General features: G+C 62.0%; 27 protein-coding genes and 1 tRNA gene. 16 read left to right on the top strand and 12 right to left on the bottom strand.

Annotated features, from left to right (window positions below; all coding sequences use genetic code 11):
• Positions 1-39: 39 nt before the first annotated feature.
• The gene (tyrS, locus tag ACFFP0_RS18740; RefSeq protein WP_377263608.1) at positions 40-1,290 is read right to left on the bottom strand and encodes a tyrosine--tRNA ligase; all 1,251 of its coding nucleotides are present in this window, start codon (positions 1,288-1,290) and stop codon (positions 40-42) included.
• Here tyrS and ACFFP0_RS18735 point away from each other — a divergent pair.
• Complete coding sequence (locus tag ACFFP0_RS18735; RefSeq protein WP_377263606.1) at positions 1,234-1,512, top strand: hypothetical protein; 279 nt, start codon at positions 1,234-1,236, stop codon at positions 1,510-1,512. The two genes, tyrS and ACFFP0_RS18735, sit on opposite strands and share 57 nt — an antisense overlap.
• A 57-nt stretch (positions 1,513-1,569) precedes the next feature.
• Positions 1,570-2,757 (top strand): GGDEF domain-containing protein, encoded by a 1,188-nt coding sequence (locus tag ACFFP0_RS18730; protein WP_377263603.1) that lies wholly within the window; start codon positions 1,570-1,572, stop codon positions 2,755-2,757.
• 44 nt (positions 2,758-2,801) lie between these two features.
• Here ACFFP0_RS18730 and ACFFP0_RS18725 read toward each other — a convergent pair whose 3' ends face one another.
• Positions 2,802-3,479, bottom strand: a complete 678-nt coding sequence (locus tag ACFFP0_RS18725; protein ID WP_377263601.1) for an alpha/beta hydrolase — start codon at positions 3,477-3,479, stop codon at positions 2,802-2,804.
• Positions 3,480-3,717: 238 nt separating this feature from the next.
• Here ACFFP0_RS18725 and ACFFP0_RS18720 point away from each other — a divergent pair, with 238 nt between their 5' ends.
• From ACFFP0_RS18720 to sufA, 8 genes are all read left to right on the top strand, one after another.
• Complete coding sequence (locus ACFFP0_RS18720) at positions 3,718-4,884, top strand: cysteine desulfurase family protein (protein ID WP_377263664.1); 1,167 nt, start codon at positions 3,718-3,720, stop codon at positions 4,882-4,884.
• A 147-nt stretch (positions 4,885-5,031) separates the two neighbouring features.
• Positions 5,032-6,501, top strand: a complete 1,470-nt coding sequence (gene sufB, locus ACFFP0_RS18715; protein ID WP_377263599.1) for a Fe-S cluster assembly protein SufB — start codon at positions 5,032-5,034, stop codon at positions 6,499-6,501.
• A gap of 60 nt (positions 6,502-6,561) precedes the next feature.
• Positions 6,562-6,903: a GIY-YIG nuclease family protein gene (locus ACFFP0_RS18710; RefSeq protein WP_377263597.1), complete on the top strand. Its 342-nt coding sequence runs from the start codon at positions 6,562-6,564 to the stop codon at positions 6,901-6,903.
• Between the two features lie 108 nt (positions 6,904-7,011).
• Positions 7,012-7,767 (top strand): Fe-S cluster assembly ATPase SufC, encoded by a 756-nt coding sequence (gene sufC, locus ACFFP0_RS18705; RefSeq protein WP_377263595.1) that lies wholly within the window; start codon positions 7,012-7,014, stop codon positions 7,765-7,767.
• A gap of 23 nt (positions 7,768-7,790) precedes the next feature.
• Positions 7,791-9,077, top strand: coding sequence for a Fe-S cluster assembly protein SufD (gene sufD / locus ACFFP0_RS18700; protein ID WP_377263594.1), 1,287 nt, complete (start codon positions 7,791-7,793; stop codon positions 9,075-9,077).
• A gap of 1 nt (position 9,078) precedes the next feature.
• Positions 9,079-10,320, top strand: a complete 1,242-nt coding sequence (locus tag ACFFP0_RS18695) for a cysteine desulfurase (protein ID WP_377263662.1) — start codon at positions 9,079-9,081, stop codon at positions 10,318-10,320.
• Between the two features lie 9 nt (positions 10,321-10,329).
• A complete protein-coding gene (locus ACFFP0_RS18690) occupies positions 10,330-10,710 on the top strand; it encodes an SUF system Fe-S cluster assembly protein (protein WP_377263593.1) in 381 nt (126 codons plus the stop codon).
• A 130-nt stretch (positions 10,711-10,840) separates the two neighbouring features.
• The gene (sufA, locus tag ACFFP0_RS18685; protein ID WP_377263592.1) at positions 10,841-11,230 is read left to right on the top strand and encodes a Fe-S cluster assembly scaffold SufA; all 390 of its coding nucleotides are present in this window, start codon (positions 10,841-10,843) and stop codon (positions 11,228-11,230) included.
• Between the two features lie 6 nt (positions 11,231-11,236).
• Here the strand turns inward: sufA and ACFFP0_RS18680 are convergent, their stop codons facing one another.
• The 9 genes from ACFFP0_RS18680 to ACFFP0_RS18640 form a co-directional block, all read right to left on the bottom strand.
• Positions 11,237-11,860, bottom strand: coding sequence for a GntR family transcriptional regulator (locus ACFFP0_RS18680; protein WP_377263591.1), 624 nt, complete (start codon positions 11,858-11,860; stop codon positions 11,237-11,239).
• Between the two features lie 159 nt (positions 11,861-12,019).
• Complete coding sequence (locus ACFFP0_RS18675) at positions 12,020-13,225, bottom strand: ABC transporter permease (RefSeq protein ID WP_377263590.1); 1,206 nt, start codon at positions 13,223-13,225, stop codon at positions 12,020-12,022.
• The gene (locus tag ACFFP0_RS18670) at positions 13,215-13,931 is read right to left on the bottom strand and encodes an ABC transporter ATP-binding protein (protein ID WP_377263589.1); all 717 of its coding nucleotides are present in this window, start codon (positions 13,929-13,931) and stop codon (positions 13,215-13,217) included. The genes ACFFP0_RS18675 and ACFFP0_RS18670 overlap by 11 nt, the downstream gene beginning before the upstream one ends.
• A gap of 11 nt (positions 13,932-13,942) precedes the next feature.
• Positions 13,943-15,229: an efflux RND transporter periplasmic adaptor subunit gene (locus tag ACFFP0_RS18665; protein WP_377263588.1), complete on the bottom strand. Its 1,287-nt coding sequence runs from the start codon at positions 15,227-15,229 to the stop codon at positions 13,943-13,945.
• 264 nt (positions 15,230-15,493) lie between these two features.
• On the bottom strand, positions 15,494-15,673 hold the full coding sequence (locus tag ACFFP0_RS18660; protein ID WP_377263587.1) for a hypothetical protein: 180 nt from the start codon (positions 15,671-15,673) through the stop codon (positions 15,494-15,496).
• Between the two features lie 95 nt (positions 15,674-15,768).
• A complete protein-coding gene (locus ACFFP0_RS18655) occupies positions 15,769-16,347 on the bottom strand; it encodes an NADPH-dependent FMN reductase (RefSeq protein ID WP_377263586.1) in 579 nt (192 codons plus the stop codon).
• 106 nt (positions 16,348-16,453) lie between these two features.
• Entirely contained in the window at positions 16,454-16,579 is a 126-nt protein-coding gene (locus ACFFP0_RS18650) for a hypothetical protein (RefSeq protein ID WP_377263584.1), read from the bottom strand.
• 147 nt (positions 16,580-16,726) lie between these two features.
• Positions 16,727-18,256, bottom strand: coding sequence for a DegQ family serine endoprotease (locus ACFFP0_RS18645; protein ID WP_377263582.1), 1,530 nt, complete (start codon positions 18,254-18,256; stop codon positions 16,727-16,729).
• A gap of 604 nt (positions 18,257-18,860) precedes the next feature.
• A tRNA-Lys gene (locus tag ACFFP0_RS18640) sits at positions 18,861-18,936 on the bottom strand.
• Between the two features lie 203 nt (positions 18,937-19,139).
• Here ACFFP0_RS18640 and ACFFP0_RS18635 point away from each other — a divergent pair.
• Together ACFFP0_RS18635 and ACFFP0_RS18630 are read left to right on the top strand one after the other, a co-directional pair.
• Positions 19,140-19,895, top strand: a complete 756-nt coding sequence (locus ACFFP0_RS18635; protein ID WP_377263581.1) for a cytochrome c biogenesis CcdA family protein — start codon at positions 19,140-19,142, stop codon at positions 19,893-19,895.
• A gap of 43 nt (positions 19,896-19,938) precedes the next feature.
• Positions 19,939-20,901: an AEC family transporter gene (locus ACFFP0_RS18630; RefSeq protein WP_377263580.1), complete on the top strand. Its 963-nt coding sequence runs from the start codon at positions 19,939-19,941 to the stop codon at positions 20,899-20,901.
• Here the strand turns inward: ACFFP0_RS18630 and ACFFP0_RS18625 are convergent.
• Positions 20,878-22,080: a UbiH/UbiF family hydroxylase gene (locus tag ACFFP0_RS18625; RefSeq protein ID WP_377263579.1), complete on the bottom strand. Its 1,203-nt coding sequence runs from the start codon at positions 22,078-22,080 to the stop codon at positions 20,878-20,880. The genes ACFFP0_RS18630 and ACFFP0_RS18625 overlap by 24 nt on opposite strands.
• Before the next feature lie 187 nt (positions 22,081-22,267).
• On the opposite strand from ACFFP0_RS18625, the gene pcsA reads away from it, so the two are divergent.
• The 4 genes from pcsA (at position 22,268) to ACFFP0_RS18605 (ending at position 26,735) form a co-directional block, all read left to right on the top strand.
• Entirely contained in the window at positions 22,268-22,996 is a 729-nt protein-coding gene (gene pcsA / locus ACFFP0_RS18620) for a phosphatidylcholine synthase (protein ID WP_377263578.1), read from the top strand.
• A 172-nt stretch (positions 22,997-23,168) separates the two neighbouring features.
• Positions 23,169-24,743 carry an ABC transporter ATP-binding protein gene (locus ACFFP0_RS18615; protein ID WP_377263577.1) on the top strand — a complete coding sequence of 525 codons (1,575 nt, stop codon included), beginning with the start codon at positions 23,169-23,171 and terminating at the stop codon, positions 24,741-24,743.
• Positions 24,733-25,821: an ABC transporter permease gene (locus ACFFP0_RS18610; protein WP_377263575.1), complete on the top strand. Its 1,089-nt coding sequence runs from the start codon at positions 24,733-24,735 to the stop codon at positions 25,819-25,821. Before ACFFP0_RS18615 ends, ACFFP0_RS18610 begins: the two co-directional genes overlap by 11 nt.
• Positions 25,821-26,735 (top strand): ABC transporter permease, encoded by a 915-nt coding sequence (locus ACFFP0_RS18605; protein WP_377263574.1) that lies wholly within the window; start codon positions 25,821-25,823, stop codon positions 26,733-26,735. The genes ACFFP0_RS18610 and ACFFP0_RS18605 overlap by 1 nt, the downstream gene beginning before the upstream one ends.
• Positions 26,736-26,773: the final 38 nt, after the last annotated feature.

The raw sequence follows: 26,773 nt of genomic DNA, 5'->3' as shown, positions 1-26,773 counted from the left end.
GCGAAAGCGGCCTTTTTATTGGTCTCTTTTGAATTCCTGTCAGGCCGGGCGCACGAGAATGTGCTTCTTCTTGCCAAGTGAAAGCTTGATCACGCCATCGGCGGTGACTTCGCCGCTGCCGATCGCCATCCGCTCGTCGCCGACCGGTTTGTCGTTGATGCGCACTGCGCCGCCCTGGACATGCCGGCGCGCTTCGCCATTGGAACCGGCAAGGCCGGCGCGCACCATCAGCGTCAACAGGCCGAGACCCGCGTCGAGTTCCGCGGAGGGGATATCGACCGACGGAAGGTTCTCCGCAAGGCCGCCTTCCTCGAAAGTCGTGCGCGCCGTCTCCGCGGCGGCCTCGGCGGCGGCCCGGCCGTGAACGATCGCCGTCACCTCCGTGGCGAGAACCTTCTTGGCCTCGTTGATTTCGGAGCCGCCGAGCGCGCCGAGCCGGGCGATCTCGTCGAGCGGCAGGCGCGTGAAGATCTTCAGGAAGCGGGTGACGTCGGCGTCCTCGGTGTTGCGCCAGTACTGCCAGAAGTCATAGGGGCTGAAGAGATCGCCGTTCAGCCAGACGGCGCCCGACGCCGACTTGCCCATCTTTTCCCCCGACGACTTGGTCAGCAGCGGCGTCGTGACGGCGTAGAGCTGCGGGCCGCCCATGCGATGGGAAAGATCGACGCCGTTGATGATGTTGCCCCACTGGTCCGATCCGCCCATCTGCAGCACCGTGCCGTGGCGCCGGTTGAGCTCGGTGAAATCGTAACCCTGCATGATCATGTAGTTGAATTCGAGGAACGACAGCGATTGTTCGCGGTCGAGCCGCAGCTTGACGCTGTCGAAGGAGAGCATGCGATTGACGGAGAAGTGGCGGCCCACGTCGCGCAGGAACTCGACATAGTTCAACTTCATCAGCCAGTCCGCATTGTTGACCATCAGGGCCGGATTGGGGCCGTCGTAGCGGAGAATGTTGGAGTAGACCTTCTTGATACTCTCGATATTCGACGCGATCTTCTCCTGCGTCAGGAGCTGGCGCTGGTCGTCGCGGAAGGACGGGTCGCCGACCATGGACGTGCCGCCGCCCATGAGGCTGATCGCCTGGTGGCCGGTCTCCTGCAGCCAGTAGAGCATCGTCACGGTGATAAGGTTGCCGATATGGATCGATGTCGCCGTCGCATCGTAACCGACGTAACCGCTGATGCGGCTGGTCGCTGCGAGCTTGTCCAGACCTTCGGGATCGGAGATCTGGTGGATGAAGCCGCGCTCGTCGAGGATGCGGAGAAAATCGGACTTGAACCTGGACATGATCAATCTCTGGCAGGGTATGTGTTTTGGTCTGTGGTCGCGCCTCTAGCACTGTTTTTGCGCACAATCACTTCAAAAGTGATGCTGAAAGGGATCAACGACAGGAATGAAGCGGTTGCGGCGGCGGCCGGGCATCCCAATCCGGCCGGACGCAATGCCGGACGTATCTTCATCGCGGACGGCAATTCAGGGATTAACGGTTTCTTGTCCGTGCAGCTTTAACATCCGCGTTCGAAACAGGTAGGCAGATGGCGTGCAGCGATCTGCATTGATGGGTTGATGAACGGGGCAGCCTTTTTCCTGGCGGTGAATTTTGTCATCGCCATTTCCTTTTCGCTGGTCTTTGCGGTTGTGTCGACCCGCAGCCGTTCGCGAACGGCTGCCCTCTGGTTCGCGGCCGGGTTTGCCGTTGCCTCGCTTTCAGCTATCGGCGAGTTGCTTGTCGCCTATACGCAGTCCGACCGGTTTTGGGCGATCTGCGCTTTCGCAACCGTGCTCGGCGGCATGATCCTGCTGCGAGGCGGCGTGGGGGAACTTTACGGCCGAAAGCTCAATCTGCTGCTTGCGGGTTGCGTCCTGACTGCCGGCATCGTCATCGATCTCCTGATCTATGATCTGCCGCGCGGCACCGCGTTGCATGCCTTTTCCTATCAGGCTCCCTTCGCGTTGGTGGTACTGAGCAGCGCCATCGCCGTCCTCTCGTCGACCCGCCGGCTCGTGATCGACCGTGTCCTGGGCGGCTTGCTTCTGGGAACCGGCCTGCATTTCCCCGCGAAGGCCGGGCTTGCGATCGCCGCAGGGGCGGGGACTACGGCCAAGGACTACATTCACACGAATTACGCCCTGATATCGCAGAGTTCCACGGCGATCCTCGTCGTAGCGGTCGGCCTGACGCTGCTTTCCGTTCTCGTTCTGGAAATCATGGCGGACGAGCGAAGCAATTCGGAAAAGGACGAGCTTTCGGGGCTGGCCAACCGCCGCGGTTTCGAAAACGGGGTGAGGGTCGCCATTGCATCGGCGCCGAAAGCCCGGCATGCCGTGATCATCTGCGACCTCGACCACTTCAAGAGCATCAACGACACCTACGGTCATCACGGCGGCGATCTCGTCATTCGCGCCTTCGGAGACCTGTTGAGGGCGAGCGTCGCCAGAAGCGCCGTTGTCGGGCGCATCGGCGGCGAGGAGTTCGCGATCTTCATGCCGAATACGACGGCGGAAATGGCGATGCTGTTCGCCCAGGCGTTGCGCGGCGGGACGATGGGGATCACCGTGAGCGCACTTCCGGCCTCCTTTACCGTCACGGCCAGCTTCGGCGTTGCGGAACTCTCTCCCGGAAGCGATCACACCGACGCCATGCGCGACGCCGACAGCGCACTTTATGAAGCAAAACGCTTCGGCCGGAACCGCGTGAGGCAGGCGCGCGACTTCGGCTTTTCCGAGCCGGGACAGGTGAAAGCCGTCAAATGAAAACGGCCGCCGGAGCGGCCGTCCAAAGCGATAATCGCGAGCCCCTAGCGGATGCGCTTGGCGGCGGGCTCCGGCACCAGTTCGCCATTGAGGCGGCGGTCGAGATAATCCTCGCATTCCGCCATCAGGGCTTCCACATGGCCGTTGAAGAAGTGGTTGGCGCCTTCGACGGTACGATGGGTGATCAGGATGCCCTTCTGCGTCTTCAGCTTTTCGACGAGGCCGTTCACGTCCTTCTCCGGCGCGACCTTGTCGGCGTCTCCGTTGAGGATGAGGCCGGACGAGGGGCAGGGGGCCAGGAAGGAGAAATCGTAGATGTTCGGCTGCGGCGCGATCGACATGAAACCTTCGATTTCCGGGCGGCGCATCAGAAGCTGCATGCCGATCCACGCGCCGAATGAATAGCCGGCGACCCAACAGCTCTTGGAATCGGGATGCAGGCTCTGCACCCAATCCAGAGCGGATGCCGCATCCGAGAGTTCGCCGGCGCCGTGGTCGAATTCGCCTTGGCTGCGCCCGATGCCGCGGAAGTTGAAGCGCAGCGTCGTAAAGCCACGCTTCTGGAACATGTAGAAAAGCTGGTAGACGATCTGGTTGTTCATCGTGCCGCCGAACTGCGGGTGCGGGTGCAGGATGATCGCGATCGGGGCGCTCTTTTCCTTGGAGGGCTGGTAACGACCTTCCAGGCGGCCGGCGGGGCCGTTGAAAATGACTTCGGGCATCGGTACTCCGGTCAATGTGCTCAGGTTCCAAACCGGTCAGCGTGTCGAGTTTGACTTGACGAAGCCGCTCAGCTTTTCTAAAACACAGTTTAGAACCGTTCGAAATTTTGGACGTCCTTCGCGAGACGCCCGATGCGATGTCTCATAAGGCAAGGCTGGCGGAAATTTCAACTAAAATGAGGATTTCGCCGCCCGCGTGAAATTTTATGGCTATCTAGAAACGGAAACCGATCAGGCAATGGCGATGGGCCGCATATATCTGGACTGGAACGCGACCGCGCCTTTGAGTGCGACGGCCCGTGCGGCCATGCTGGAAGCGTTTGAATTGCCGGGAAATGCCTCGTCCGTCCATGGTGAGGGCAGGGCGGCCCGCGCGGCTGTCGACAGGGCGCGCCGGCAGGTGGCGCAACTGGTTGGCGCCGAACCTGCGCATGTGACGTTCGTGAGCGGCGCAACGGAAGCCGCCAACCATGTGCTGACGGCGGAATTCCGCATGGGCCGCGCACCGCTGAACGTCGGCCGGCTCTACGTCTCGGCGATCGAGCATCCGGCCATCCGCGAAGGCGGGCGTTTCGATCCGGCGCAGGTGACCGAGGTGTCCGTGACCCGGCAGGGTGTCATCGATCTGGCCGCGCTCGGAAGCCTGCTTGCCGGCCATGACCGCAATTCCGGCCTGCCGATGCTCGCCGTCATGCTGGTCAACAACGAGACCGGCATCATCCAGCCGGTGGCGGAGGCCGCGGCCATCGCTCGTCTCCATGGCGGATTGCTGGTGGTGGACGCCGTCCAGGCCGTCGGGCGCATTCCGGTCGACATCAATGCGCTGGATACGGATTTCCTGATTCTCTCGTCCCACAAGATCGGCGGGCCGAAGGGTGTCGGCGCGCTGGTCGCCCGCGGGGAGGTGCTCATGCCGAAGCCGCTGGTCCGCGGCGGCGGGCAGGAAAAGGGGCATCGTTCCGGTACCGAGAATTTTCATGCGATCGTCGGTTTCGGAGCCGCGGCGGAAGCGGCGTCTGAGAACATCGGGGAGCGCAATGCCGCGATTGCCGTTCTGCGGGACCGGCTGGAAGCGGGCATGCGGCAGGCGGCGCCGGATGTGATCGTCCACGGGGAAACGGTCGGGCGTGTGGCGAATACCTGCTTCTTCACCTTGCCCGGCCTGAAGTCGGAGACCGGACAGATCGCCTTCGACCTCGAAGGGATAGCTCTGTCGGCCGGCTCCGCCTGCTCCTCGGGAAAAGTCGGCGACAGCCATGTGCTGACGGCGATGGGGCACGAACCGAAGCTCGGGGCCCTGCGGATTTCGCTCGGTCCCGATACCGCAGACGAGGATATTTCGCGGGCGCTTGCCGCCTTCGCGAAGATTGCCGCGCGTCGAAGACTGGCGGGCGAGGCCGCCTGACCGTCGCCGAATTTGCGGAAACACAAATTTCCGCTTGCCAAAAGGTGTGAAAACCGCCTTCTGGCGCCTACATAGGGGAGGCAATTTGTCCCCCTGGAATAATGACAGAATTGTCGGAATTTGAACCGGCAAGATTTGGAGAATGATATGCCTGCTGTCCAGGAAACAGTCGATCAGGTCCGCCGGATCGATATCGACCAATACAAGTACGGCTTCGAGACCATCATCGAAGTGGACAAGGCTCCCAAAGGTCTTTCGGAAGACATCATCCGTTTTATTTCGGCCAAGAAGCAGGAGCCGGACTGGATGCTGGAATGGCGTCTGGAAGCCTATCGCCGCTGGCTCACCATGGAAGAGCCGACCTGGGCGCGCGTCGATTACCCGAAGATCGATTTCAACGACATCTATTATTACGCCGCCCCGAAGAACGTCACCGGCCCGAAGTCGCTGGGCGAGGTCGATCCGGAACTCCTGAAAACCTATGAAAAGCTCGGCATTCCGCTGAAGGAACAGGAAATCCTCGCGGGCGTGCAGAAGTCCAAGGTCGCCGTCGATGCGGTTTTCGATTCGGTTTCGGTCGTCACCACCTTCAAGAAGGAACTGCAGCAGGCCGGCGTGATCTTCATGTCGATCTCCGAGGCGATCCGCGAGCATCCCGAACTCATCAAGAGGTACCTGGGCTCGGTCGTGCCCGCTTCCGACAATTTCTATGCGACGCTGAATTCCGCGGTGTTCACCGACGGCTCCTTTGTCTTCGTGCCGAAGGGCGTCCGGTGCCCGATGGAGCTCTCCACCTATTTCCGCATCAACGAGAAGAACACCGGCCAGTTCGAGCGCACGCTGATCATCGCCGAGGAGGGCGCCTACGTCTCCTACCTCGAAGGCTGCACCGCGCCGCAGCGCGACGAGAACCAGCTTCATGCCGCCGTTGTCGAGCTCGTTGCGCTGGATGACGCCGAGATCAAGTACTCGACCGTCCAGAACTGGTTCCCGGGCGACAAGGACGGCAAGGGCGGCATCTACAACTTCGTCACCAAGCGCGGCGATTGCCGTGGCGCCCGTTCGAAGATTTCCTGGACCCAGGTCGAGACCGGTTCGGCGATCACCTGGAAATATCCGAGCTGCATCCTGCGTGGCGATGAAAGCCGCGGCGAGTTCTATTCGATCGCCGTCTCCAACGGCCACCAGCAGGTCGACAGCGGCACCAAGATGATCCATCTCGGCAAGAACACGTCGAGCCGCATCATCTCCAAGGGCATTTCCGCCGGCAAGTCGCAGAACACCTATCGCGGTCAGGTCTCGATGCATCGTCGCGCCGAGAACGCCCGCAACTTCACCAACTGCGACTCGCTGCTGATCGGCGACAGGTGCGGTGCCCACACCGTGCCTTACATCGACGTGAAGAACGCTTCGGCCAAGGTGGAGCACGAAGCGACCACGTCGAAGATTTCCGAGGACCAGAAGTTCTATGTCATGCAGCGCGGTATTCCCGAAGAGGAAGCGATCGCCCTCATCGTCAACGGCTTCGTCAAGGAAGTCATCCAGGAACTGCCGATGGAATTCGCCGTCGAGGCCCAGAAGCTGATCGGGATTTCTCTGGAAGGCAGTGTGGGGTAGCCGGTTTCACGTCGTCATCCTCGGGCTCGTCCCGAGGATCTGCTGTCGCGGGACAAGGGGATGAGTGGCTTCGTCCACATGATGTCCGACAAACCGCGGGACGTGATCTACACCGGCGTGACGAGTGACCTGCATGGTCGCATCCGGGAACACCGGAACGCAATTCAGGAAGGGTTTACGCAGAGATACAAGGCGAAAAATCTGGTCTGGTTTGAAAGCCATCCGAATATCGTCCTGGCGATACAGCGGGAGAAGTCGCTGAAACGCTATCTGCGTGAATGGAAGATCAGGCTCATGGAAGGTTTGAACCCCATTTGGGGCGATCTCTACGAGCGGATTGACGAGATTGAGAATGTCCACCGCCCGCATCTAAATACGGATGGGTGGAGCAACTGCAACTGAGGGCTTAGATCCTCGGGACAAGCCCGAGGATGACGGAAATCGAACGGACCACACTGTCCAAAAGTCTATCGGGCGGCCCTTGAACCCGCCCTATGAGTAGGAAACGAAATGCTTGAGATCAAGAACCTGCACGCCCGTATCGCCGAAGACGGCACCGAGATCATCCGGGGCCTGAACCTCACCGTGAAGCCCGGCGAGATTGCCGCCATCATGGGGCCGAACGGTTCCGGCAAGTCGACGCTCTCCTACATCCTCTCCGGTCGCGAGGACTATGAAGTCACCGAGGGTGACATCCTCTATAACGGCGAGAGCATCCTGGAGCTCGATCCGGCGGAGCGCGCCGCGAAGGGCATCTTCCTCGCCTTCCAGTACCCGGTCGAAATTCCCGGCGTCGCGACCATGCAGTTCCTCAAAGTGGCGATGAACGAGCAGCGCAAGGCGCGGGGCGAAGCCGAACTGACGACACCGGAATTCATCCGGCGCGTCAAGGAAGCCGCCGAAAAGCTGAAGATCGACCAGGCCATGCTGCGCCGCCCGCTCAACGTCGGCTTCTCCGGCGGTGAGAAGAAGCGCGCCGAGATCCTGCAGATGGCGCTGCTCGAACCGAAACTTTGCATCCTTGACGAGACCGATTCCGGCCTCGACATCGACGCGCTGAAGATCGTTGCCGACGGCGTCAATGCGCTGAAGTCGCCGGATCGCGCGGTGATCGTCATCACCCACTACCAGCGCCTGCTCGATTACATCGTGCCGGACAGCGTGCATGTCCTCTACAAGGGCCAGATTATCCGCTCCGGCGACAAGGCGCTTGCGCTTGAGCTGGAAGAGAACGGCTATGCCGACATCATCGGGGAAGCGGCCTGAAAACCGGCAGGAAGGATGTTGTCATGAACATGCAGACGACAAACCAGACCGTTGGCCGGCTGACCGCCGCGGAGGCCGCCCTGGTCGAGGCCTTTGGCGCGCAGATCGGTGAATTGCCGGGCAACGGAGCCGTGATCGGCACCCGCGACCGGCTTCTGGACGATCTGAAGAAGGCCGGTTTCCCGACCCGCCGCATAGAGGCCTGGCACTATACGGACCTGAGGACCTTGCTGCGGACTATCCCCGAGGCCGCGCCGGTCGGGATGATCGATCCCGTTGCGCCGCTCATCGAGGGCTCCGTCGTTCTCCCGGTCCTGCAGGGAGAGGCCGATGCGAAGGCCTCCGTCGATGGCGTCGAGGTCGTGCCTTTCAAGGACCAGCTCGCGGACGGCTCGGCGGTCGCCGGCCTGACGGCGCTGGACAGGGACGACGCGATCGGTCGCATCAACGGCAGTTTCGTGTGTGACGGTTTTGCGCTTGCCATACCGGCTGAGGCCGAAATCGAGGCGCCGATCGAACTGCAGGCGTTGCATGCCGCGGGGCAGATCCATACGCGTTTCCCGGTCTCCTTCGGAGCCGCATCCAAGGCGACGGTCATCGAACGTCACCAGCCGGCGACGGATGGTGCGGCGTTCGTGTCCTCGATCAGTGATATTGTGCTGGAGGACGGAGCGGAGATCACCTGGGTCATTCTCCAGCAGCAGGGCGCTTCCGATACGCATCTCGGCCAGATCCGTGTCAGGCTCGGCGCGGAGGCGAAACTCAGGCTTTTCGTCGTCAATGCCGGCGGCAAGCTGGTCCGCCAGGAATTGCGCATCGATGTGGAAGGGGAAGGCGCGGAACTGACGTTGCGCGGCGTCAATTTGCTTGGTGGCGAAAGCCACACCGATGTGACGCTGGTGCTCGGTCACAACGTGCCGCATACCAATTCGACGGAGATCATCCGCAACGTCGTCTTCGACCGCGCCAGCGGCGCCTTCCAGGGGATGATCCGGGTTGCGCCGGACGCCCAGAAGACGGACGCCAAGATGGCCTGCAATACCTTGCTTCTCTCGGACAACGGCGATTTCTCGGCCAAGCCCGAACTCGAAATCTTTGCCGATGACGTGGTCTGCGGCCATGGGGCGACGGTTACCGATATCGACCGCAACCATCTTTTCTATCTGATGGCGCGCGGCGTTCCGGAGAGCAGGGCGCGGGCGATGCTGGTCAATGCCTTCGTGGCGGAGATCGTCGAGGAGATCGAGGAAGAGAAGCTGGTCGAGGCGCTGGAAGGCATCATCTCGGCCTGGCTTGAAAGGCATGCCTGACATGGACCAGGGCAACCCGGCGACGGCCTATGACGTGGAAGCCATAAGGCGGGATTTTCCGATCCTGTCGACCATGGTGCATGGTAAGCCGCTGGTCTATCTGGACAACGGCGCCTCGGCACAGAAGCCGCAGGTCGTGATCGACGCCATCGGTCACGCCTATGCGCATGAATATGCCAATGTCCACCGCGGCCTGCATTTCCTCTCGAATGCCGCGACGGAGGCTTATGAAGCGGCGCGCGAAAAGGTGCGCCGTTTCCTGAATGCAGGGTCGGTCGACGAAATCGTCTTCACGAAAAACTCGACGGAAGCGATCAACACGGTCGCTTACGGCTGGGGCATGCCGAGGATCGGTGAGGGCGACGAGATCGTCGTCACCATCATGGAGCATCATTCCAATATCGTTCCCTGGCATTTCATCCGTGAGCGGCAGGGCGCCAGGCTCGTCTGGGTGCCGGTCGATGACGACGGGGCGTTCCACATCGAGGACTTCGAGAAGAGCCTGACCGAGAAGACCAAGCTCGTCGCCATCACCCATATGTCCAACGCGCTCGGTACGATCGTGCCGGTGAAGGACGTGTGCCGGATCGCCCATGAGCGCGGCATTCCGGTCCTGATCGACGGCAGCCAGGGGGCCGTGCACATGCCGGTCGACGTCCGTGACATCGACTGCGACTGGTATGTGATGACCGGCCACAAGCTCTACGGTCCGTCCGGTATCGGCGTGCTCTACGGCAAGATGGATCGCCTGCGTGAGATGCGGCCGTTCCAGGGCGGCGGCGAGATGATCTTCGAAGTGGCGGAGGACATCGTCACCTACAACGATCCGCCGCATCGTTTCGAGGCCGGCACGCCGCCGATCGTCCAGGCGATCGGTCTTGGTTATGCGCTGGATTATATGGACAAGATCGGCCGGGAGGCTATCGCCCGCCACGAGGCGGATCTTGCCGCCTATGCCGCCGAAAGGCTTCGTTCGATCAATTCGTTGCGCATTTTTGGCAATGCGCCGGGGAAGGGGGGCATCTTCTCCTTCGAGCTTGCCGGAATCCACGCCCATGACGTGTCCATGGTCATCGATCGTCGCGGCGTCGCGGTCCGTGCCGGCACGCACTGCGCCATGCCGCTCTTGAAACGCTTCGGCGTAACTTCCACATGCCGGGCATCGTTCGGCATGTATAATACCCGCGCCGAAGTGGACGCGCTGGCCGATGCGCTGGAATACGCGCGCAATTTCTTTGCCTGAGGATTCGTCATGGCTGTCGAAGAAACCGCAACCGAATGGGACGCCCGCGAAGGGATCATCCAATCCGCTATCCCGGCCGATGAACTGGCGCGCCTGAGCGACGATATCGTCGGGGCATTGAAAACGGTCTACGACCCCGAAATACCGGCGGATATTTTCGAACTCGGACTCGTCTACAAGATCGATATCGAAGACGACCGCATGGTGAAGGTCGTCATGACGCTGACGGCTCCCGGCTGCCCGGTCGCGGGCGAGATGCCGGGCTGGGTTGAAAATGCCGTCGGCGCCGTGGAAGGCGTGTCGGGCGTCGAGGTGGAAATGACCTTCGATCCGCCATGGACGCCGGATCGCATGTCTGAGGAAGCCCGCGTCGCGGTTGGCTGGTATTGATCGCTTAACACGCGGGCATTACATTTGAATCACGAAACGTCGGACCTTGAACCCGGACGTATTTGATGGGCATCGGATTATCCGAAAACCGGCTTCCGCTTTCCGGGTCGATGCCAGAGGAGAAAAGCCCATGGGCTTCGCAATAATGACGATGACCGATGCAGCCGCGACCCGCATCAAGCAGATCGTCGCGGGCTCCGGACCGGATGCCAGGGGCATCCGCGTCGGGATCAAGAAGGGCGGTTGCGCAGGCATGGAATATACCGTCGATCTCGTCACGGAACCGAACGCCAAGGACGACCTGGTCGAGCGGGATGGCGCAAAGGTGTGGGTCGAGCCTTCGGCGGTTCTCTACCTCCTCGGCACGCAGATGGATTTCGAAGTCACCAAGATGCGGTCGGGCTTTACCTTCGTGAACCCGAACCAGACATCCGCCTGCGGTTGCGGCGAGTCGGTCGAGCTGAAGCCCGCCGATCTGGCAGCCCTTGCAAAACAGCGCGAAGCCGACGCGCACGTTTGATTCCACTCAGGAGTTTTCAAGATAGGCGAGCAGCGTTTCCATCGCTTTTCGCGCTCCTTCTGCGTCGCTCGCCTGTATGGCACGGATGACCGCGACATGCCGCGTGACGGACAGGTCCATCTGGTCGACGGAAGCCTTCGAGAACCACAGTCTGCGTGAATGCGTCTGAAGCGGCGCAAGCGCCGCAGTGAGGAAGCGGTTGGGACAGGCTTCTTCGAAAATATCGTCGAAACGCTTGTCTGCATCGAGAAAGCCGGGGATGTCGCCCGTCACGGCTGTGGCGTTCATGGCTTTGGCGCAGTCCACCAGCGCGACGCGCTGCTCCTCGGCCGCATGTTCCGCCACCAGCGCCGCTGCAAGTGGTTCGAGCTGCCGGCGCACCTGCATGATGCTGTCATGGTCGGTGGCGACGATCTCGGTGATCTGCAGTCCGACGCGCGGTCTCACACGGATCAAACCCTGCCATTCGAGCTTTTGAATCGCCTCTCGGACCGGCGTCCGTCCCTGGCCGGCAAGTCCGATAAGCTGTTTTTCCGTCACCGGAGCGCCGGGCGCCAGCTTCAGCGTGACGATCAGGTTCTCCAGCCGCCGGTAGGCTTGCCGGCTGAGGGGCTCCACGTCGGATGCCATATCTCGTCTCCTCCCTGATATATCAGAGCGTGGCATGTCGCATCTGGAATGGCAAGGCACGCTGATATATCACATTATCCCAATTGGCAGGATTCGCCATGGGAAGCGTGCACTGGTCGGCAGTCTAGGCCGCCCGGACCTGAAGCCCGCCCGACAATCTTATTCGTGCCGAAGCGCTTCGATCGGGTTGAGCTGCGCCGCGCGGCGGGCGGGGAAATAACCGAAAACCATGCCGATCGCTGCCGAGAAGGCAAATGCAAGCACGATGATCGTCGGACTTGCCACGAAGGGCACCTGGAGATAGCTGACCACGCCGAAGGCGAGGGCGAGTCCGGTCAAAATCCCCGTTACGCCGCCGAAGATCGACAGCATGACCGCCTCGACGAGGAACTGGGTGAGAACCTGTCGCTCCAATGCCCCGATCGCCAGCCGGATACCGATCTCGCGCGTCCGCTCCGTCACTGACACGAGCATGATATTCATGATGCCGATGCCCCCGACGAGCAGGCTGACGGCGGCGACAGCGCCGAGCAGTCCGGTCAGCAGCACCGTCGTGCCGGTCATCGCGGCGGCGATCTGCGACATGTCGTTGACCGAAAAATCGTCGTCGCGCCCGATTGCGATGCGGCGCCTCTCCCGCAGCAGGCTTTCCACATCCGACTGAACCTTCGATGTCGCAACGCCGTCCTGGGCCGAGAGAATGATGCTGCTGATCGTGGTCGTCCCCCCGATCCGGCGCTGATGCAGCTTCAGCGGCATGATGACAGTGTCGTCCTGGTCGTCGCCCATGCCCGATTGCCCCTTGACGGCGAGCACGCCGACGACCGGGCAGGCGACGTTGCTGACGCGGATGTTCTGGCCGACCGGATTGGCCGCGCCAAAAAGCTCCTTGCGCACGGTCTCGCCGATGATGCAGGCGGCCTGGCTGCCGCGGTCCTCGTTCGGCAGGAAGTCGCGGCCGAGCGACAGGTCCCAGTCCTGGGCGACAAGATAGTCGTTGGTCGTGCCGATGACCGAGCTCGAATGATTGGCGCCTCCGGCAATGACGGTTGCCGTGCCGCGGTTCACGGGCGCGACGGCCCGCAAGCCGCTTACCTGGCTCTGGATCGCCTTCACATCCTTGTCGTTGAAGCGCTTGGCTTCCGTGCTCGCCCGTCCGGGTCCCCATTGGCCGGGCCGAACGAAAAGCGTGTTCGTGCCGAGACGCGAAAGCTCGTTCTGGACACGCGCCGTCGTTCCGTTGCCGACCGTGACCATGGCGATCACCGCCGCGACGCCGATGACGACGCCGAGCACGGTCAGGAAGGAACGCAGCATGTTCCGGCTGATCGCACGCCAGGCAAGTTTCGCCGTCTCAAAGAACATGATCCGGCTCCCTGACCTGCACCTGATCCGAAGCGATGCGCCCGTCCACGAAGCGCAGCAGCCGCTTGCCGTAGGCCGCGATATCCTCTTCATGCGTGACCATGATGACGGTGATGCCGTTCTCACGGTTCAGTCGTGAAATCAGTTCCATGATCTCCGTGCTGGTTTTCGTGTCGAGATTGCCGGTCGGCTCGTCCGCCAGCAGGACAGCCGGACTTGTAACGATGGCGCGGGCGATCGCGACGCGCTGCTGCTGGCCGCCTGAAAGCTCCTGGGTCGTATGGCTTTCGCGGCCTTTCAGGCCGACCTGTTCGAGCGCGGCAAGCGCAAGGCGCCGGCGTTCGCGATGGTCCATGCCACGGTAGACGAGCGGCAGTTCGACATTCTCGACGGCCGACGTCCGGGCAAGCAGGTTGAACCCCTGGAAGACGAAGCCCAGCATATGGCGGCGCAGCAGCGTCAATTGGGAACGGTCGAAGCGGCTGGTCGGTATGCCCTGGAAAAGGTATTCTCCGGAGGACGGAACATCCAGGCCGCCGATGATGTTCATCGCGGTGGATTTGCCCGAGCCCGACGGCCCCATGATCGCCACGAACTCACCCGACGAGATGGAGAGATCGATATGGTCGAGAGCGCGGATCATCGCTTCGCCGCGGCCATAGAACTTGGAGACCTGCCTGAACGTGATGAGGGGAGGGAGTGTCATGGCCTCGCCTCTCAATTGGCCCGCGCAACGGCATCCGTGATCAGCTGGTCGCCCTCCTTGATCCCGCCGGATTTCAGCACCGTGAACTGCCCGTCCGTCGGACCGGTTTCCACCTGTACGCGCGTCGGCACCCCCGCCTGCAGGAGCCAGACGGCGCGGCCGCCGGTCGAGGCCTCGTTTCTGCGGCTGCCGGGAGGGCGGGGCGGGGCGAAAAGCCGGGTGAGGAAACTGCCGCGATTGCCGCCGGCGGTCGCAGGTGGCGAATAGCGCAGCGCGGCGTTCGGCACGATGAGCGAATCGGAAACGGACTGCACGGTGATGTCCGCGGTTGCCGTCATGCCGGGGCGCAGCAGGAGGTCGGCATTGTCGACCGTGAGGATCGCCTTGTAGGTAACGACATTGGAGACGGTCTCGGAAGCGAAGCGCACGGCCTCGATCGCGGCGGGAAAGTTCCGGTCGGGATAGGCGTCGACGGAAAACTTGGCGATCTGGCCTTCCTTCACCTGGCCGACATCCGCCTCATCGACCGCGACCTGCAATTCCATATGCCTCAGGTCGCCGGCGATGGTGAACAATACCGGCGCATTGAGGGAGGAGGCGACCGTCTGGCCGGGGTCCACGTCCCGGGTGAGCACGACGCCGTCGATCGGCGAAACGATCTTGAGCTTCGAGAGATTGACCTCCGCGAGCCTTAGATTGGCCTCGGCCGACAGCACGGAGGCTTCGTTGATGGCTTTGCTGGCGATCGCGGCGTCGTAAGTATATTTGGCCGCGTCCAGTTCCTGCTGGCTCGATATCCGGTTGCTGACAAGCCCGGTGAGCCGGTCGAGCGTGTTCTTCGCCGATGCGGCTTCCGCCTCGGCCTTGAGCACGTTCGCCTTTGCCGAGGCAAGCTGCGCCCGCGCGCTCTGGACGTCGGCCTCCTGCTTGTTCGTATCGAGTTCGGCAAGCACGTCGCCGGTCTTTACCGCGCTGTTATAGCTGACATTGACCTTGCGCACCGTACCGGAAAGCTCGCTGGATATGTCGACCTGGTCGGTCGGCTGCACGGAGCCCGTTGCCGTAACGATGACCGACAGGTCGCCCCGCTTTGCGGGCTGCGTCGTATAGGTATAGCGGGTCCCGCTGCTGCCGAAGTAGGTATAGGCGCCTGCTCCGGCGGCGAGAAGGACGATGGCCGCCACCGGCCAGAAGATCCAGCGGCGCTTCTTGCGACCACCCGACGCGGCCATGATCGCGGCGAGATCGGGCGTGCCGCTCGTCTTTGCTGCCGGGTCGGGTGTCTTCTGCACGTTCAAGGTCGTGTCCTTCTCTCGATCATGATGCAGGATCGGCCGTACGAGCTGTTGCGCCGTTTTGCCGGAAAAATTGGCCGGAAACGTGATCCCGCGCGGATTCTTCTTTGGTTCCAATGGCATGAATTGCGTGTAGGAGGAACTTAAATATCGGTAAGGTAGTCCCGCATTGATCCGCGTCAGTCGAAGGCCTTTGAGGGATCGATACCCAAGAAAAAGCCGGTATCTCTTGCAAGATACCGGCTCGCAGTTTTCAGGACGACGGTCTTATTGTGTCGAGCCCGGAACGCCGAAGCGTTCCGGCAAAAAGGCCGTTTCCGACGGAGGACCGCTGAGGCGATCCGTCTTTCCGGTCACGGCCGGCCCGGCAGGGTGCGCAAGAAGGGCGACGATCACGCCGCCCATGATGGCCGATCCCAGGGCGATCAGGGCGTTTCGCGCGTTCATGGCAATCACTCCTTTATCGCCATGAAACCTCCCAAGGAACAGAAGGTTCCAGCCGGGATCGGAACCTTCGGATCAACCTCTCGTGAAGAGAAGGGTCAGGCCTTTTCGCGGGCGGTCTTCAGCGCCGAGGCCCACCAGGCGAGATCGTCGAGCATCGTCTTCACACCGGGTTCGAGATGGGCGAGTTCCCTGAGGTCCTTGCCCTGCTGCCAGGCCGCGAAAAAATCGGCGCCCTGGATATGAACGCCCGGACGGGTCGGCACCATCTGAAGCTCGACGGCGATATTGCGTAGATGCTCCACCGCGCGGGCGCCGCCGACGCTGCCGTAGCCCACGGCGGCTGCCGGCTTGCGGTTCCATTCCGGGTAGGCATAGTCCAGGGCGTTCTTCAGAACGGCCGTGATCGACCGGTTGTATTCGGCGACGATGAAGATGTAGCCATCGAACTCGGCGACCTTCTTCTGCCAGCGCTGGCCGACCTCGTTTTCAGTCGGGACCCACGCGTTGGATGCCTTCTCGTTGAAGAACGGCAGCGGGAAATCCCGCAGGTCCACGAGTTCGAATTCCATGTCCTCGCGTTGCGAGGCGGATTCATGAATCCATTTTGCCGGCTTTTCGCCGAAACGGACATCGCGCGTGCTGGTGATGATGATGGCAATCTTTGGCTTGGCCATGGGACCCTCTCTCGATTTCGGCTGGATGGGACCGGGAAAATATGATCGCGGCCGGAGATTGGTCAAGCGGGAAGGGCTGCAATGGAACGATCCGCCGGAGGACCTCTCAATGGTTTGAGGAAAGCTCCGAGGGGGATGCGAGGATCGCCGCACCGCCGAGAGACTGGTCCGCGTATTTGAATGCCAGGATACTGAGCACCGAGGCGACGAGAATGACAAAAATGATCCGCATCAGGACCTCCTTGGGCCGCATCAACGGCGACGACGCGACGGAGGTTCCCCGATGGGTTTCAAGAGAACGTGATAATCGTTCACAACCCGCGTCGGATGCGCCCGAAAGAGCGGGCGCATCCGACGTGCCGATCCGGCTTCGGTCCGCTTAGCTGACCGAGAAGGGAACCGCCACGAAAGTCTGGTTGTCGCCTCTCTGGATAAGAAGCAGGACCGACTTGCGGCCTGTTTTCCCGGCCTCCGCGACGGCTGCCTTGGCCTCCCTGGCCGATTTCACCGCCTGCCGATTGACCGAAATGATCACGTCTCCCGGCTGTAGGCCTGCGTCGGCAGCCGGCTTGTCGGGAGCCACGCTCTCGACCACCGCGCCGCTTTCCCGGCGGGGCAGGTTGAGAGCCTGCCTGACATCCGGTGTGATATCGGCAAGACCCACTCCGATCGTCGGTATGCGCTGCGCGGCCGGGCTTGAGTGTTCACCCTTGTCGGCGGAGGCCTGTTTCTGGCCATCCTGGTTGCCGCCTATGGTGATGCTCAACTCCTTGCTCTGGCCCTGGCGCCAAACGGTCAGGTTCTCGCTGGTGCCGGGCGCGAGATCGGCGACCATGCGCGAAAGGTCCCTTGGGGACTTCACGGCCTGACCGCCAAGCGCCGTGATGACGTCGCCGGTTTCGACGCCCGCCCGGGCTGAGGGCGTATTGTCGCTTACATTGGCGACCAGTGCGCCTTCCGGCTTGTCGAGGCCGATGGCGCTTGCGACATCCGCCGTCACCGGCTGGATTTGCACGCCGATGAAACCGTGCGCGATCGAGCCGTCCTTCATCAGCTTGGCGACGACCTGCTGCGCCTGGTCGGACGGAATGGCGAAACCGACGCCGACGCTGCCGCCGTTCGGAGAATAGATCGCGGTATTGATGCCGACCACCTTGCCTTCGACATCGACCAGCGGCCCGCCGGAATTGCCGTGATTGATCGGCGCGTCGATCTGGATGAAATCGTCATAGGGGCCGCTGTGCAGATCGCGCCCGCGAGCGGATACGATGCCGGCCGTGACCGTCGTGCCGATGCCGAACGGGTTGCCGATCGCAAGAATCTGGTCGCCGGCCTTGAGCTTGTCCGAATCGCCCCAGGCAATCGTGGCGAGGGGCTTGTTCGGCGCGATCTTGATGACGGCGAGATCGGATTTCGGGTCGGCGCCGATCAGCTTGGCCGGCAGTTCCGTGCCGTCGTCGAGCGTCACCTTGATGCTCGTGGCGTTGTCGATCACATGGTTGTTGGTGACGATATAGCCGTCGGTGGTAATAACGAAACCGGAACCCAGGGCTTCGGCGCGCGGGGTCTGTCGCTGCTGTGGCATCTGGCGCGGGATCGGAATGCCCTGCTGGCCGAAAAATTGCCGGAACTGCTCGTCGAAGGGTGAATCGTCACCGAAGGGCGAGCTGTCGTCGGAACTGACGTTTTGCGGCTTCATCGTCGTGGTGATCGTGACCACCGCCGGTTTGTCGGCCGCAACGACCGGCGCGAAGGAGCCGCCGGGGGCGACGATCCCGGGAACGGACCCGATATCCGAAGCGGCATGGGCGGCATTGATTCCCATAATGACAGGCGCGGTCAGGGGAGCGGCGACGATGGCGGCTCCAAGAAGCGCCGCGATACGGTGTCTGCGAAGGATATTGGGCATCTTGGTTTCCTTTCGATCTGTCGCTGCGGCTGCATTGCGACTTTCCGCAGAACGAAGAAGATCATGCCGCGAAGCAATCTCCGCGGGGGATCGGTGATTCGAATCTGGTGCAGCCGAAGAATGGGCATCAGGGCGAGGCCGACCCTTCAGGAAGCCCGAACGCCCGGAGATCGAACTCGATCGGCAGGCTGTCCAGCGAACCCGACCGGGCAGGGTGCCGGCCGGGCGGGAGAATGGGGAACTGCCGGGGAAAGAACCTCTCGCCGGCAGCATTCTGCTTGGCAATAGGAATACGCCCGCCGGGGCCGGAGGTCAGCTTAATAATAGATAAGGTTCCAAGGCGGTGATTTGCCGAATTTCGGCCAAATTCCCCAATTCCGGCTCATTTATGATTTCAAGGATATCTTGTTTTTCAATTGGTTAGGGGAGGTTCCCGCATCCACCTGCCCCCGTGTATCACTGCAAGGAACCTGACAGATCCGTAATGATTGGAACCCGGCGGGAAAGATGAAGAATTTTTAAGATGGTGAGAACGCGTGGAACTTCTTGGGACTAAAGTCAGCTCCATGCCTGTTCCAAATTCTCACCTAACCGATTGGTTTTATGGTGAGAGCGATGGGGCTCGAACCCATGACCTACTGATTAAAAGTCAGTTGCTCTACCGGCTGAGCTACGCTCTCCCGTGGTGCGCCGAGACGCGTCCCTGAAAGTGCGCGGAACATATGCAGGTGACCCCTTGCGGTCAACCCGTGTCGATAGCAAAAATGCGGCTTCTTGCCGCTTTTCCGTCATCATGCGAAAAGGTGATTGGCATTCGCCGCCTTGAGCCGTTACCTGAGGCGGAAGATACGGGCCTCGAAAGGCCTGCCGGTCGGAGCCACATGTGTCGATTGCCGAAATATCCCTGCTGAGCGCGCTTTTCGCCGGCGCTCTGTCTTTTCTGTCGCCTTGCGTGCTGCCCCTCGTGCCGCCCTATCTTTGTTATATGGCGGGTATTTCGGTCGAGCAGTTCCGCGGCGGCAATGTCGCCGCCATCGAAGCGAGTGGCGGAACCCGCCGTGCGGTGCTCCTGTCGGCGCTGTTCTTCACGCTGGGGTTTGCGACCGTCTTCGTGGCGCTGGGGGCCGGGGCTTCGACGATCGGCGTTTTGCTTCGCCAGCATCTCGATCTTCTTTCGAAGATCGGCGGCCTGATCATCATCGTCATGGGCCTGAACTTCCTGGGCGTCTTCCGGATCGGTCTTCTGGCCCGCGAGGCCCGTTTCCAGGGTGGCGGACAGCCGGCAACGCTCTCCGGCGCCTATATCATGGGGCTCGCCTTCGCTTTCGGCTGGACGCCGTGCATCGGTCCCGTGCTCGGCGCCATCCTCGGCGTCGCCGCGTCGCGCGATACGGTGGGCGAGGGCGCCATGCTGCTCGCTATCTATTCGCTCGGGCTCGCCGTTCCATTCTGGATCGCCGCCGGTTTCTCGGGCGCATTCATGCGGTTCCTGACGCGTTTTCGCAGGCATCTCGGCGCGGTCGAGAAAGTGATGGGCATCTTCCTCATCCTGACCGGTCTTGCCTTCATCTTCGGCTTCGTCAGTTCCGCGGCGATCTGGTTCCAGCAGACCTTTCCAATCCTCACGCAAATCGGCTAACGAAAGGCGTCTTCCAACGCAGCCCGCTCCGGGCAAGGAAAAGATGGCCGACGTCATAGCATTGCTGCTGCCCTTCTTCGGGCTGATCCTCATCGGTTATCTTGCCGCCAAGGCCACCGGGCAACCCGCCGAAGCGCTTGGCTGGATGAATACGTTTATCATCTTCGCGGCGCTTCCGGCCCTGTTCTTCAAGCTCGTCTCGCGTACGCCGGTCGAACAGCTGAAGAGGGCCGACTTCATTTTCGGCGAGATCGGCGCGACCTACCTGATCTTTCTGCTGATTTTCCTGATCGGTTTTTTCATCCGCCGAAATTCCTTCGCGGATTGCACGATCCAGTCGTTTGCCGGCTCCTACGGCAATATCGGCTATATGGGGCCAGGCCTGGCGCTGCTCGCTTTCGGCGAGGCGGCGGCCGTGCCGGTGGCGCTGATCGTCTGTTTCGAGAACGCTGCGCATTTCATCGTCGCTCCGGCGATGATGGTGATCACCGGCGGCGACAAACGCCCCGTCGCCGAGGTCGTCGCCGATATCGCCCGAAAAGTGGCCCTGCATCCGTTCATCATTTCGACGGCGCTCGGCTTCTGCTTCGCCGCCCTTGCGATCCGGCCGCCGGAGGCGTTCCAGAGGCTGATCGACTATCTGGCCCAGGCGGCGGCACCCTGCGCGCTCTTCGCGATGGGGGTCACGCTGGCGCTTCGGCCGCTCAGGCGCGTGCCGGTGGAGATCGGCTATATCGCGGTCTTCAAGCTGGTGGTCCTGCCGCTGACCACCTATGCGGTTCTGTCGCTGATCGGCAATTTCGATCCCGTATGGATCTATTCGGCGATGTTGCTCTCGGCCCTGCCCACCGCGACGAACGTCTTCGTCATCAGCCAGCAGTACCATGTCTGGCAGGAGAGGGCGTCGGCGAGCATCCTGATCATCACCTTGCTGTCGGTGCTGACGCTGCCGGTGCTGCTTTACCTGATCAATTCGGGAATCCTACCGCCGGATCTCGTTCCGTAGGGCATCGGCGACGGCGCGCAGGCCGCGTCCGGGCTCGATTCCCTCGCGCATCAGCAGATTGCGCAACGGCGGTACGCTGCCGAGGATGTGCAGTCCCGCCGACCGCAGCATCTGCACGGGCAGGAAATCCGATAGCAGCGAACGATTCAGGATGTCGACGCTCAAGGTCCGGCTCATGACGTCGGGCCGGCGGCGGTGGTTGAAGCGGTCGCCTGCATCGGCCGGGATTGGCCGGTCGCCCGTGGGAGCGAGAAGCTCGGTAAGCGCGATCACGTCGCGGAGCGACAGGTTGAGACCCTGGGCGCCGATTGGCGGGAAGGCATGGGCGGCCTCGCCGATCAGCGCCATCCGGCCCTTGCCGAACCGGTCGGCCATCAGGCTGGAAAGGGGCCAGACCTGTGGCATGCCCTCGATGGTCACCCTGCCGAGCATCGACTGCATGCGATCTTCGACGGCCCGCGACAGCGCCTCAAGGGGAAGTCCGAGCAGCCGCTCCGCTTCCTGCGGTTTCACCACCCACACGAGGCTGGAGCGCGATCCGGGAAGGGGAACCTGCGTGAAAGGCCCGCTTTCCGTGTGGAATTCGGTGGAAATGTTGGCGTGCGGCAGCGTGTGGGCGAAATTCAGGACCACGGCGGATTGCGGATAGGACCATTGGCGTACGCCGATGCCGGCCGCATCCCGGGTCCTGGATTTTCGTCCGTCCGCTCCCACCACGAAGTCGACCGTGACGATCGAGCCATCGGAAAGCGTGATGGCGGCCCGTTCTGAGGAATAGTCCAGCGTTTCGACGCTCTGTTCGATCTTGATGATATTGGGTTCCGCGGCAACGGCGGCGGCCAGCGTCCCGGACAATGCCTTGTTCGGAATGTTGTATCCGAAGGCATAGAGCCCGACATCCTGCGCCCGGAATTGCGCCGTCGGCGCTCTGAGCAGCCGCTTCGTACCGTCGATGATCTGCATGATGGAAAGCGCTGCGGCAGACGGCGCAATGTCGTCCCAGACGCCGAGCCGTTCCAGAAAGCGGATCGACTGGTCCATCAGCGCCGTGGTGCGGTCGTCGGCTTTTTCGGGCGAGGGAGCAATTAGCGCGACCTTGCGGCCGGCACGCGCCAGCGCCAGCGCCGCGATCGATCCGGCAAGCCCTCCGCCCACCACGGCAATCTCGAAATGCTGCATGTCCGTCGTCCTGGTTCGACAATATCCGTGAAAACTATCTAGAGCGCCAACGCGCGCATATCCATGCGGTATGGCAGCGCAGCATAGAAAAACAAGGCTTTATCCCGTGTAGAGCACCCCGAGCCGGTTGCAAAGGCCAATGATTGGCCGCATACCTTGCCGGGACAGGGCAATGCGGGACTGACGTGTGATCAGACGAATCTTCAACTATCGGAAAGTTCCCTATGCGGAAATCCGCGCCTTTTCGGTCCATCTTCTGACGGCCTCGGGTTCATTCCTCGCTTTCCTCGGCGTCGTGGCGGCGGCCGAGCATCGTTTCGTCGACATGTTCTGGTGGCTGGGACTGGCGCTTCTCGTCGACGGGATCGACGGTCCGATCGCCCGCAAGGTGCAGGTCAAGGAAGTGCTGCCCAATTGGTCCGGCGACACGCTGGACAATATCATCGACTATGTGACCTATGTCTTGCTGCCGGCCTTCGCACTCTACCAGAGCGGCATGATCGGCGAGCCATGGTCTTTCTTCGCTGCCGGCGCGATCGTGGTCTCCAGCGCCGTATATTATGCCGATACGGGCATGAAGACGGAGGAATATTTCTTCTCCGGCTTCCCGGTCGTCTGGAATATGGTGATTTTCACGCTTTTCGTCATCGATGCGAGTGCGCTGACGGCCCTGATCATCGTCTCCGTGTCGGTGATCCTGACTTTCCTGCCGATCAATTTCCTGCATCCGGTGCGTGTCAAGCGTCTGAGGCCGTTCAATCTCGCGATCTGCCTTCTCTGGTGCGCGCTTGGCGGATATTCGCTGCTCCTGCATTTCACGACCCCGGACTGGGTCATCTGGGGCGTCATCGCGAGCGGTCTCTACCTCTATTGCATCGGCGCGGTGCTGCAGCTTTTTCCCGATCTCGGAAAATAGCGGGGCATTGCTTCGGCTCTGTTTCTTTGATGTTGTGCAAAGCAGCAAAAACGGTATCAATATGACAAATCGAACATCCTGACTTTCGGGTCCGGGAAAAGTTCGAAAACAAATGTGCCGCCACGCCAAAAGCCTCAAGAGAAGGCGGGAACAGGTGCAAACAGGGGGTTCAGTGACGTTATCCGAAGGTCCGGAAGCCCTTCCGCTTCTGTCGGTTCGAAGTCTGACCAAGCTTTTCGGCAGCTTCGCCGCCTGCAACGCGATCGACCTCGATATCGCGCCGGGTGAAATCCATGCGCTTCTCGGTGAAAATGGCGCGGGCAAATCCACCTTGGTGAAGATGCTCTTCGGCGTGCTGCAGCCAAGCGCCGGCCAGATCGTGTGGGAGGGCATGCCGGTGGCGATCGGTTCGCCCGGCGAGGCCCGCCGCCTCGGCATCGGCATGGTGTTCCAGCATTTTTCGCTGTTCGAAGCGCTGACGGTGGCGGAAAACATCGCGCTTTCGCTCGACCCCGGGATTTCGCTGGCGAAGATATCCGACGAGGCGGCATCGCTCTCGAAGGCATATGGCCTGCCGCTCGATCCCAAGGCGCATGTGGCGGACCTGTCGGTCGGCGAACGTCAGCGTATCGAGATCGTGCGGGCGCTTCTGCAGAATCCGAAGCTGATCATCCTCGACGAGCCGACATCGGTCCTGACCCCGCAGGAAGCCGATCGACTCTTTGAGACGCTTTTCAAGCTGAAGGCAGAGGGCCGGTCGGTTCTCTATATCAGCCACAGGCTGGAGGAAGTGCGGCGCATCTGCGACCGCGCGACCGTGCTGCGGCATGGCAAGGTCACCGGTGCTTGCGATCCCGGGCAGGAAACGCCCGCCTCGCTTGCCCGCATGATGGTTGGCTCGGACGTCGCCGAAGTGCATCGGGACGAAGGGGCGGCCCTGGGGGACATCCGTATCGAGGTCGCCAACCTGTCCGTCGTGGCGCGCACGCCTTTTGCCGTTTCCCTCAGGAATGTCTCGATGAAGGTGCGGGCCGGCGAGGTGCTGGCGATCGCGGGTGTCGCGGGCAACGGGCAGGGTGAGCTCTTCGATGCCTTGTCGGGCGAATACCCGGTCGCGGAAGCCGATGCGATCCGCATTCGTGGCAAGGCCGTCGGCAATATCGGCATCAACGGCCGTCGCCTGCTTGGCGCGGGCTTCGTGCCGGAGGAGCGCCACGGCCATGCGGCGGTTTCGGCCATGCCCCTCTCTGACAACCTCCTGCTCGCCCGCAGCCGGTCGGACAGAAGGGCGTTTCTGTCCGGCGGTTTTGCCTCCATCATCCGCCATGACGCGATCCGCTCCGCGACGCGGCGCATCTGCGAGGCCATGGATGTCCGCAAGAGCGGCGAGGACCCGCTGGCCGGTTCGCTTTCCGGCGGCAATCTGCAGAAATTCATCGTCGGCCGCGAGCTTGACCGCCAGCCCGCCGTGCTCGTGGTCAACCAGCCAACCTGGGGCGTCGACGCAGGCGCGGCGAGCCGCATCCGCCAGGCGCTGATCGATCTCGCCAAGGCCGGGTCGGCCGTCATCGTCATCAGCCAGGACCTCGACGAGATTTTCGAGGTTGCGACCAATATCGCCGTGATCTCCGAGGGCCGGCTTTCCGATCCGCATCCGGCCGGCACCCTGACGCTGGAACGCATCGGCCTGATGATGGGCGGTATTCACGAAAGCCACTCGGTCCCGGAGGCGGCGCATGCGCATTGAACTCGAAAGGCGCGCCCGGGTCTCGAGGCTGTTCTCCGTTCTCTCGCCGTTGCTCGCGCTGGCGCTGACCCTCGTTTTCGGCGCGGTGATGTTCTGGCTGCTTGGCAAGAACCCGCTCGGCGCGCTCTACGTCTATTTCATCGAGCCGCTGCGCGAGGTCTGGTCGCTGCACGAACTGGCGATCAAGGCCGCGCCGCTAATCCTGATCGGCGTCGGGCTTTCCGTCTGCTACCGCTCCAACAACTGGAATATCGGCGCCGAAGGCCAGTTCACCATCGGCGCGATCACCGGTTCGATCCTGCCGGTCATGTATCCCGACTGGCACTCGCCGATGATCCTGCCGCTGATGCTGGTCATGGGCATGGTTGGCGGCGCGCTCTATGCGGGCCTTCCCGCGCTTCTCAAGACGCGCTTCAACACCAACGAGATCCTGACGAGCCTGATGCTCGTCTATATCGCGCAGCTCTACCTGGACTGGCTGGTGCGCGGCCCGTGGCGCGATCCGCAGGGGTATAATTTCCCGCAGACGAAGAGTTTCCAGGTGGAGGCGGTCCTGCCGGAAATCCTGTCCTCCGGCCGCGCCCACTGGGCCTTCGTCTTCGCGATCGTCGCGGCCGTGGCGCTCTGGTTCATGATGCGCTTCATGTTGAAGGGGTTCGAAGTCTCCGTCCTCGGTCAATCGGAACGGGCAGGGCGCTTCGCCGGTTTCTCGGCGCGCCGCATGGTGTGGTTCTCCATGCTGCTTTCCGGCGCGCTGGCCGGGCTTGCCGGCATTTCGGAAGTCTCCGGATCGATCGGCCACGTACAGCCCACCATCTCGCCGGGCTACGGTTTCACCGCGATCATCGTCGCGTTCCTCGGACGCCTCAATCCTCTCGGGATCATCGCATCCGGATTGGTGCTGGCGCTCACCTATCTGGGCGGCGAGGCGGCACAGCTTTCGATCGGCATTTCGGACAAGGTCAGCCGCGTCTTCCAGGGGCTGCTGCTCTTCTTCGTGCTCTCCTGCGACACGCTCATCCACTACAGGATACGGCTGGTGCTGGCAGGGACTAGGGCAGTGGAGGTGAAGGCCTGATGTTCGAGGCGATTCTTCTTACCGTCATCACCGCATCCACCCCGCTCGTCATCGCGGCTCTCGGCGAATTGGTGACGGAGCGCGCCGGCGTGTTGAACCTCGGCGTCGAGGGCATGATGATCATGGGCGCCGTGTGCGCTTTCGCCGCCGCGCAACTGACCGGCTCGCCCTATATCGGCATCGTCGCGGGCATAGCCGGCGGCGCGTTGTTCTCCATGCTCTTCGGTTTCCTGACGCTGACGCTGGTCGCCAACCAGGTGGCCACCGGCCTGGCGCTGACCATCCTGGGGCTTGGCCTTTCCGGCCAGCTCGGCGAGGCTTTCGTCGGCAAGCCCGGCATCAAGCTGCAGCCGATCGTCATTCCTCTGCTGTCGGATATTCCGTTCCTCGGCCGTGTCCTCTTCAGCCAGGACCTTGCCTTCTATCTGTCGATCGCGCTGGTGCTCGGCATCAACTGGTTCCTCTTCAAAAGCCGCACCGGCCTGAAGATCCGGGCAATCGGCGACAATCATGCCTCGGCCCATGCGCTCGGCATCAATGTCATCCGCACCCGGTATCTCGCGGTCATGTTCGGCGGCGCATGCGCCGGACTTGCGGGTGCGCAGCTCTCCCTCGTCTATACGCCGCAATGGGTGGAGAACATGTCGGCCGGTCGCGGCTGGATCGCGCTGGCGCTGGTCGTCTTCGCCTCCTGGCGTCCCTGGCGCGTGCTGGCGGGAGGCTATCTTTTCGGCGCCGTCACCATCGGCCAGCTTCATGCGCAGGCCTTCGGCATCGGCGTGCCGTCCCAGTTCCTGTCCGCACTTCCTTATGCGGCTACTATTGTCGTGCTGATCATCATCTCGCATAATCGTCGCACGACGCTCATCAACACGCCGGCGTCGCTCGGGAAACCCTTTGTCCCCGACCGGTGACCGCGACCCAAGAACAAACGTCTTCAAGCCAATAGAGG

The organism is Neorhizobium puerariae (genome assembly GCF_042429745.1).
Classification (GTDB): domain Bacteria; phylum Pseudomonadota; class Alphaproteobacteria; order Rhizobiales; family Rhizobiaceae; genus Neorhizobium; species Neorhizobium puerariae.
The sequence above is the reverse complement of the archived record's forward strand: the minus strand, read 5'-3'. Positions and strand labels throughout refer to the sequence as shown.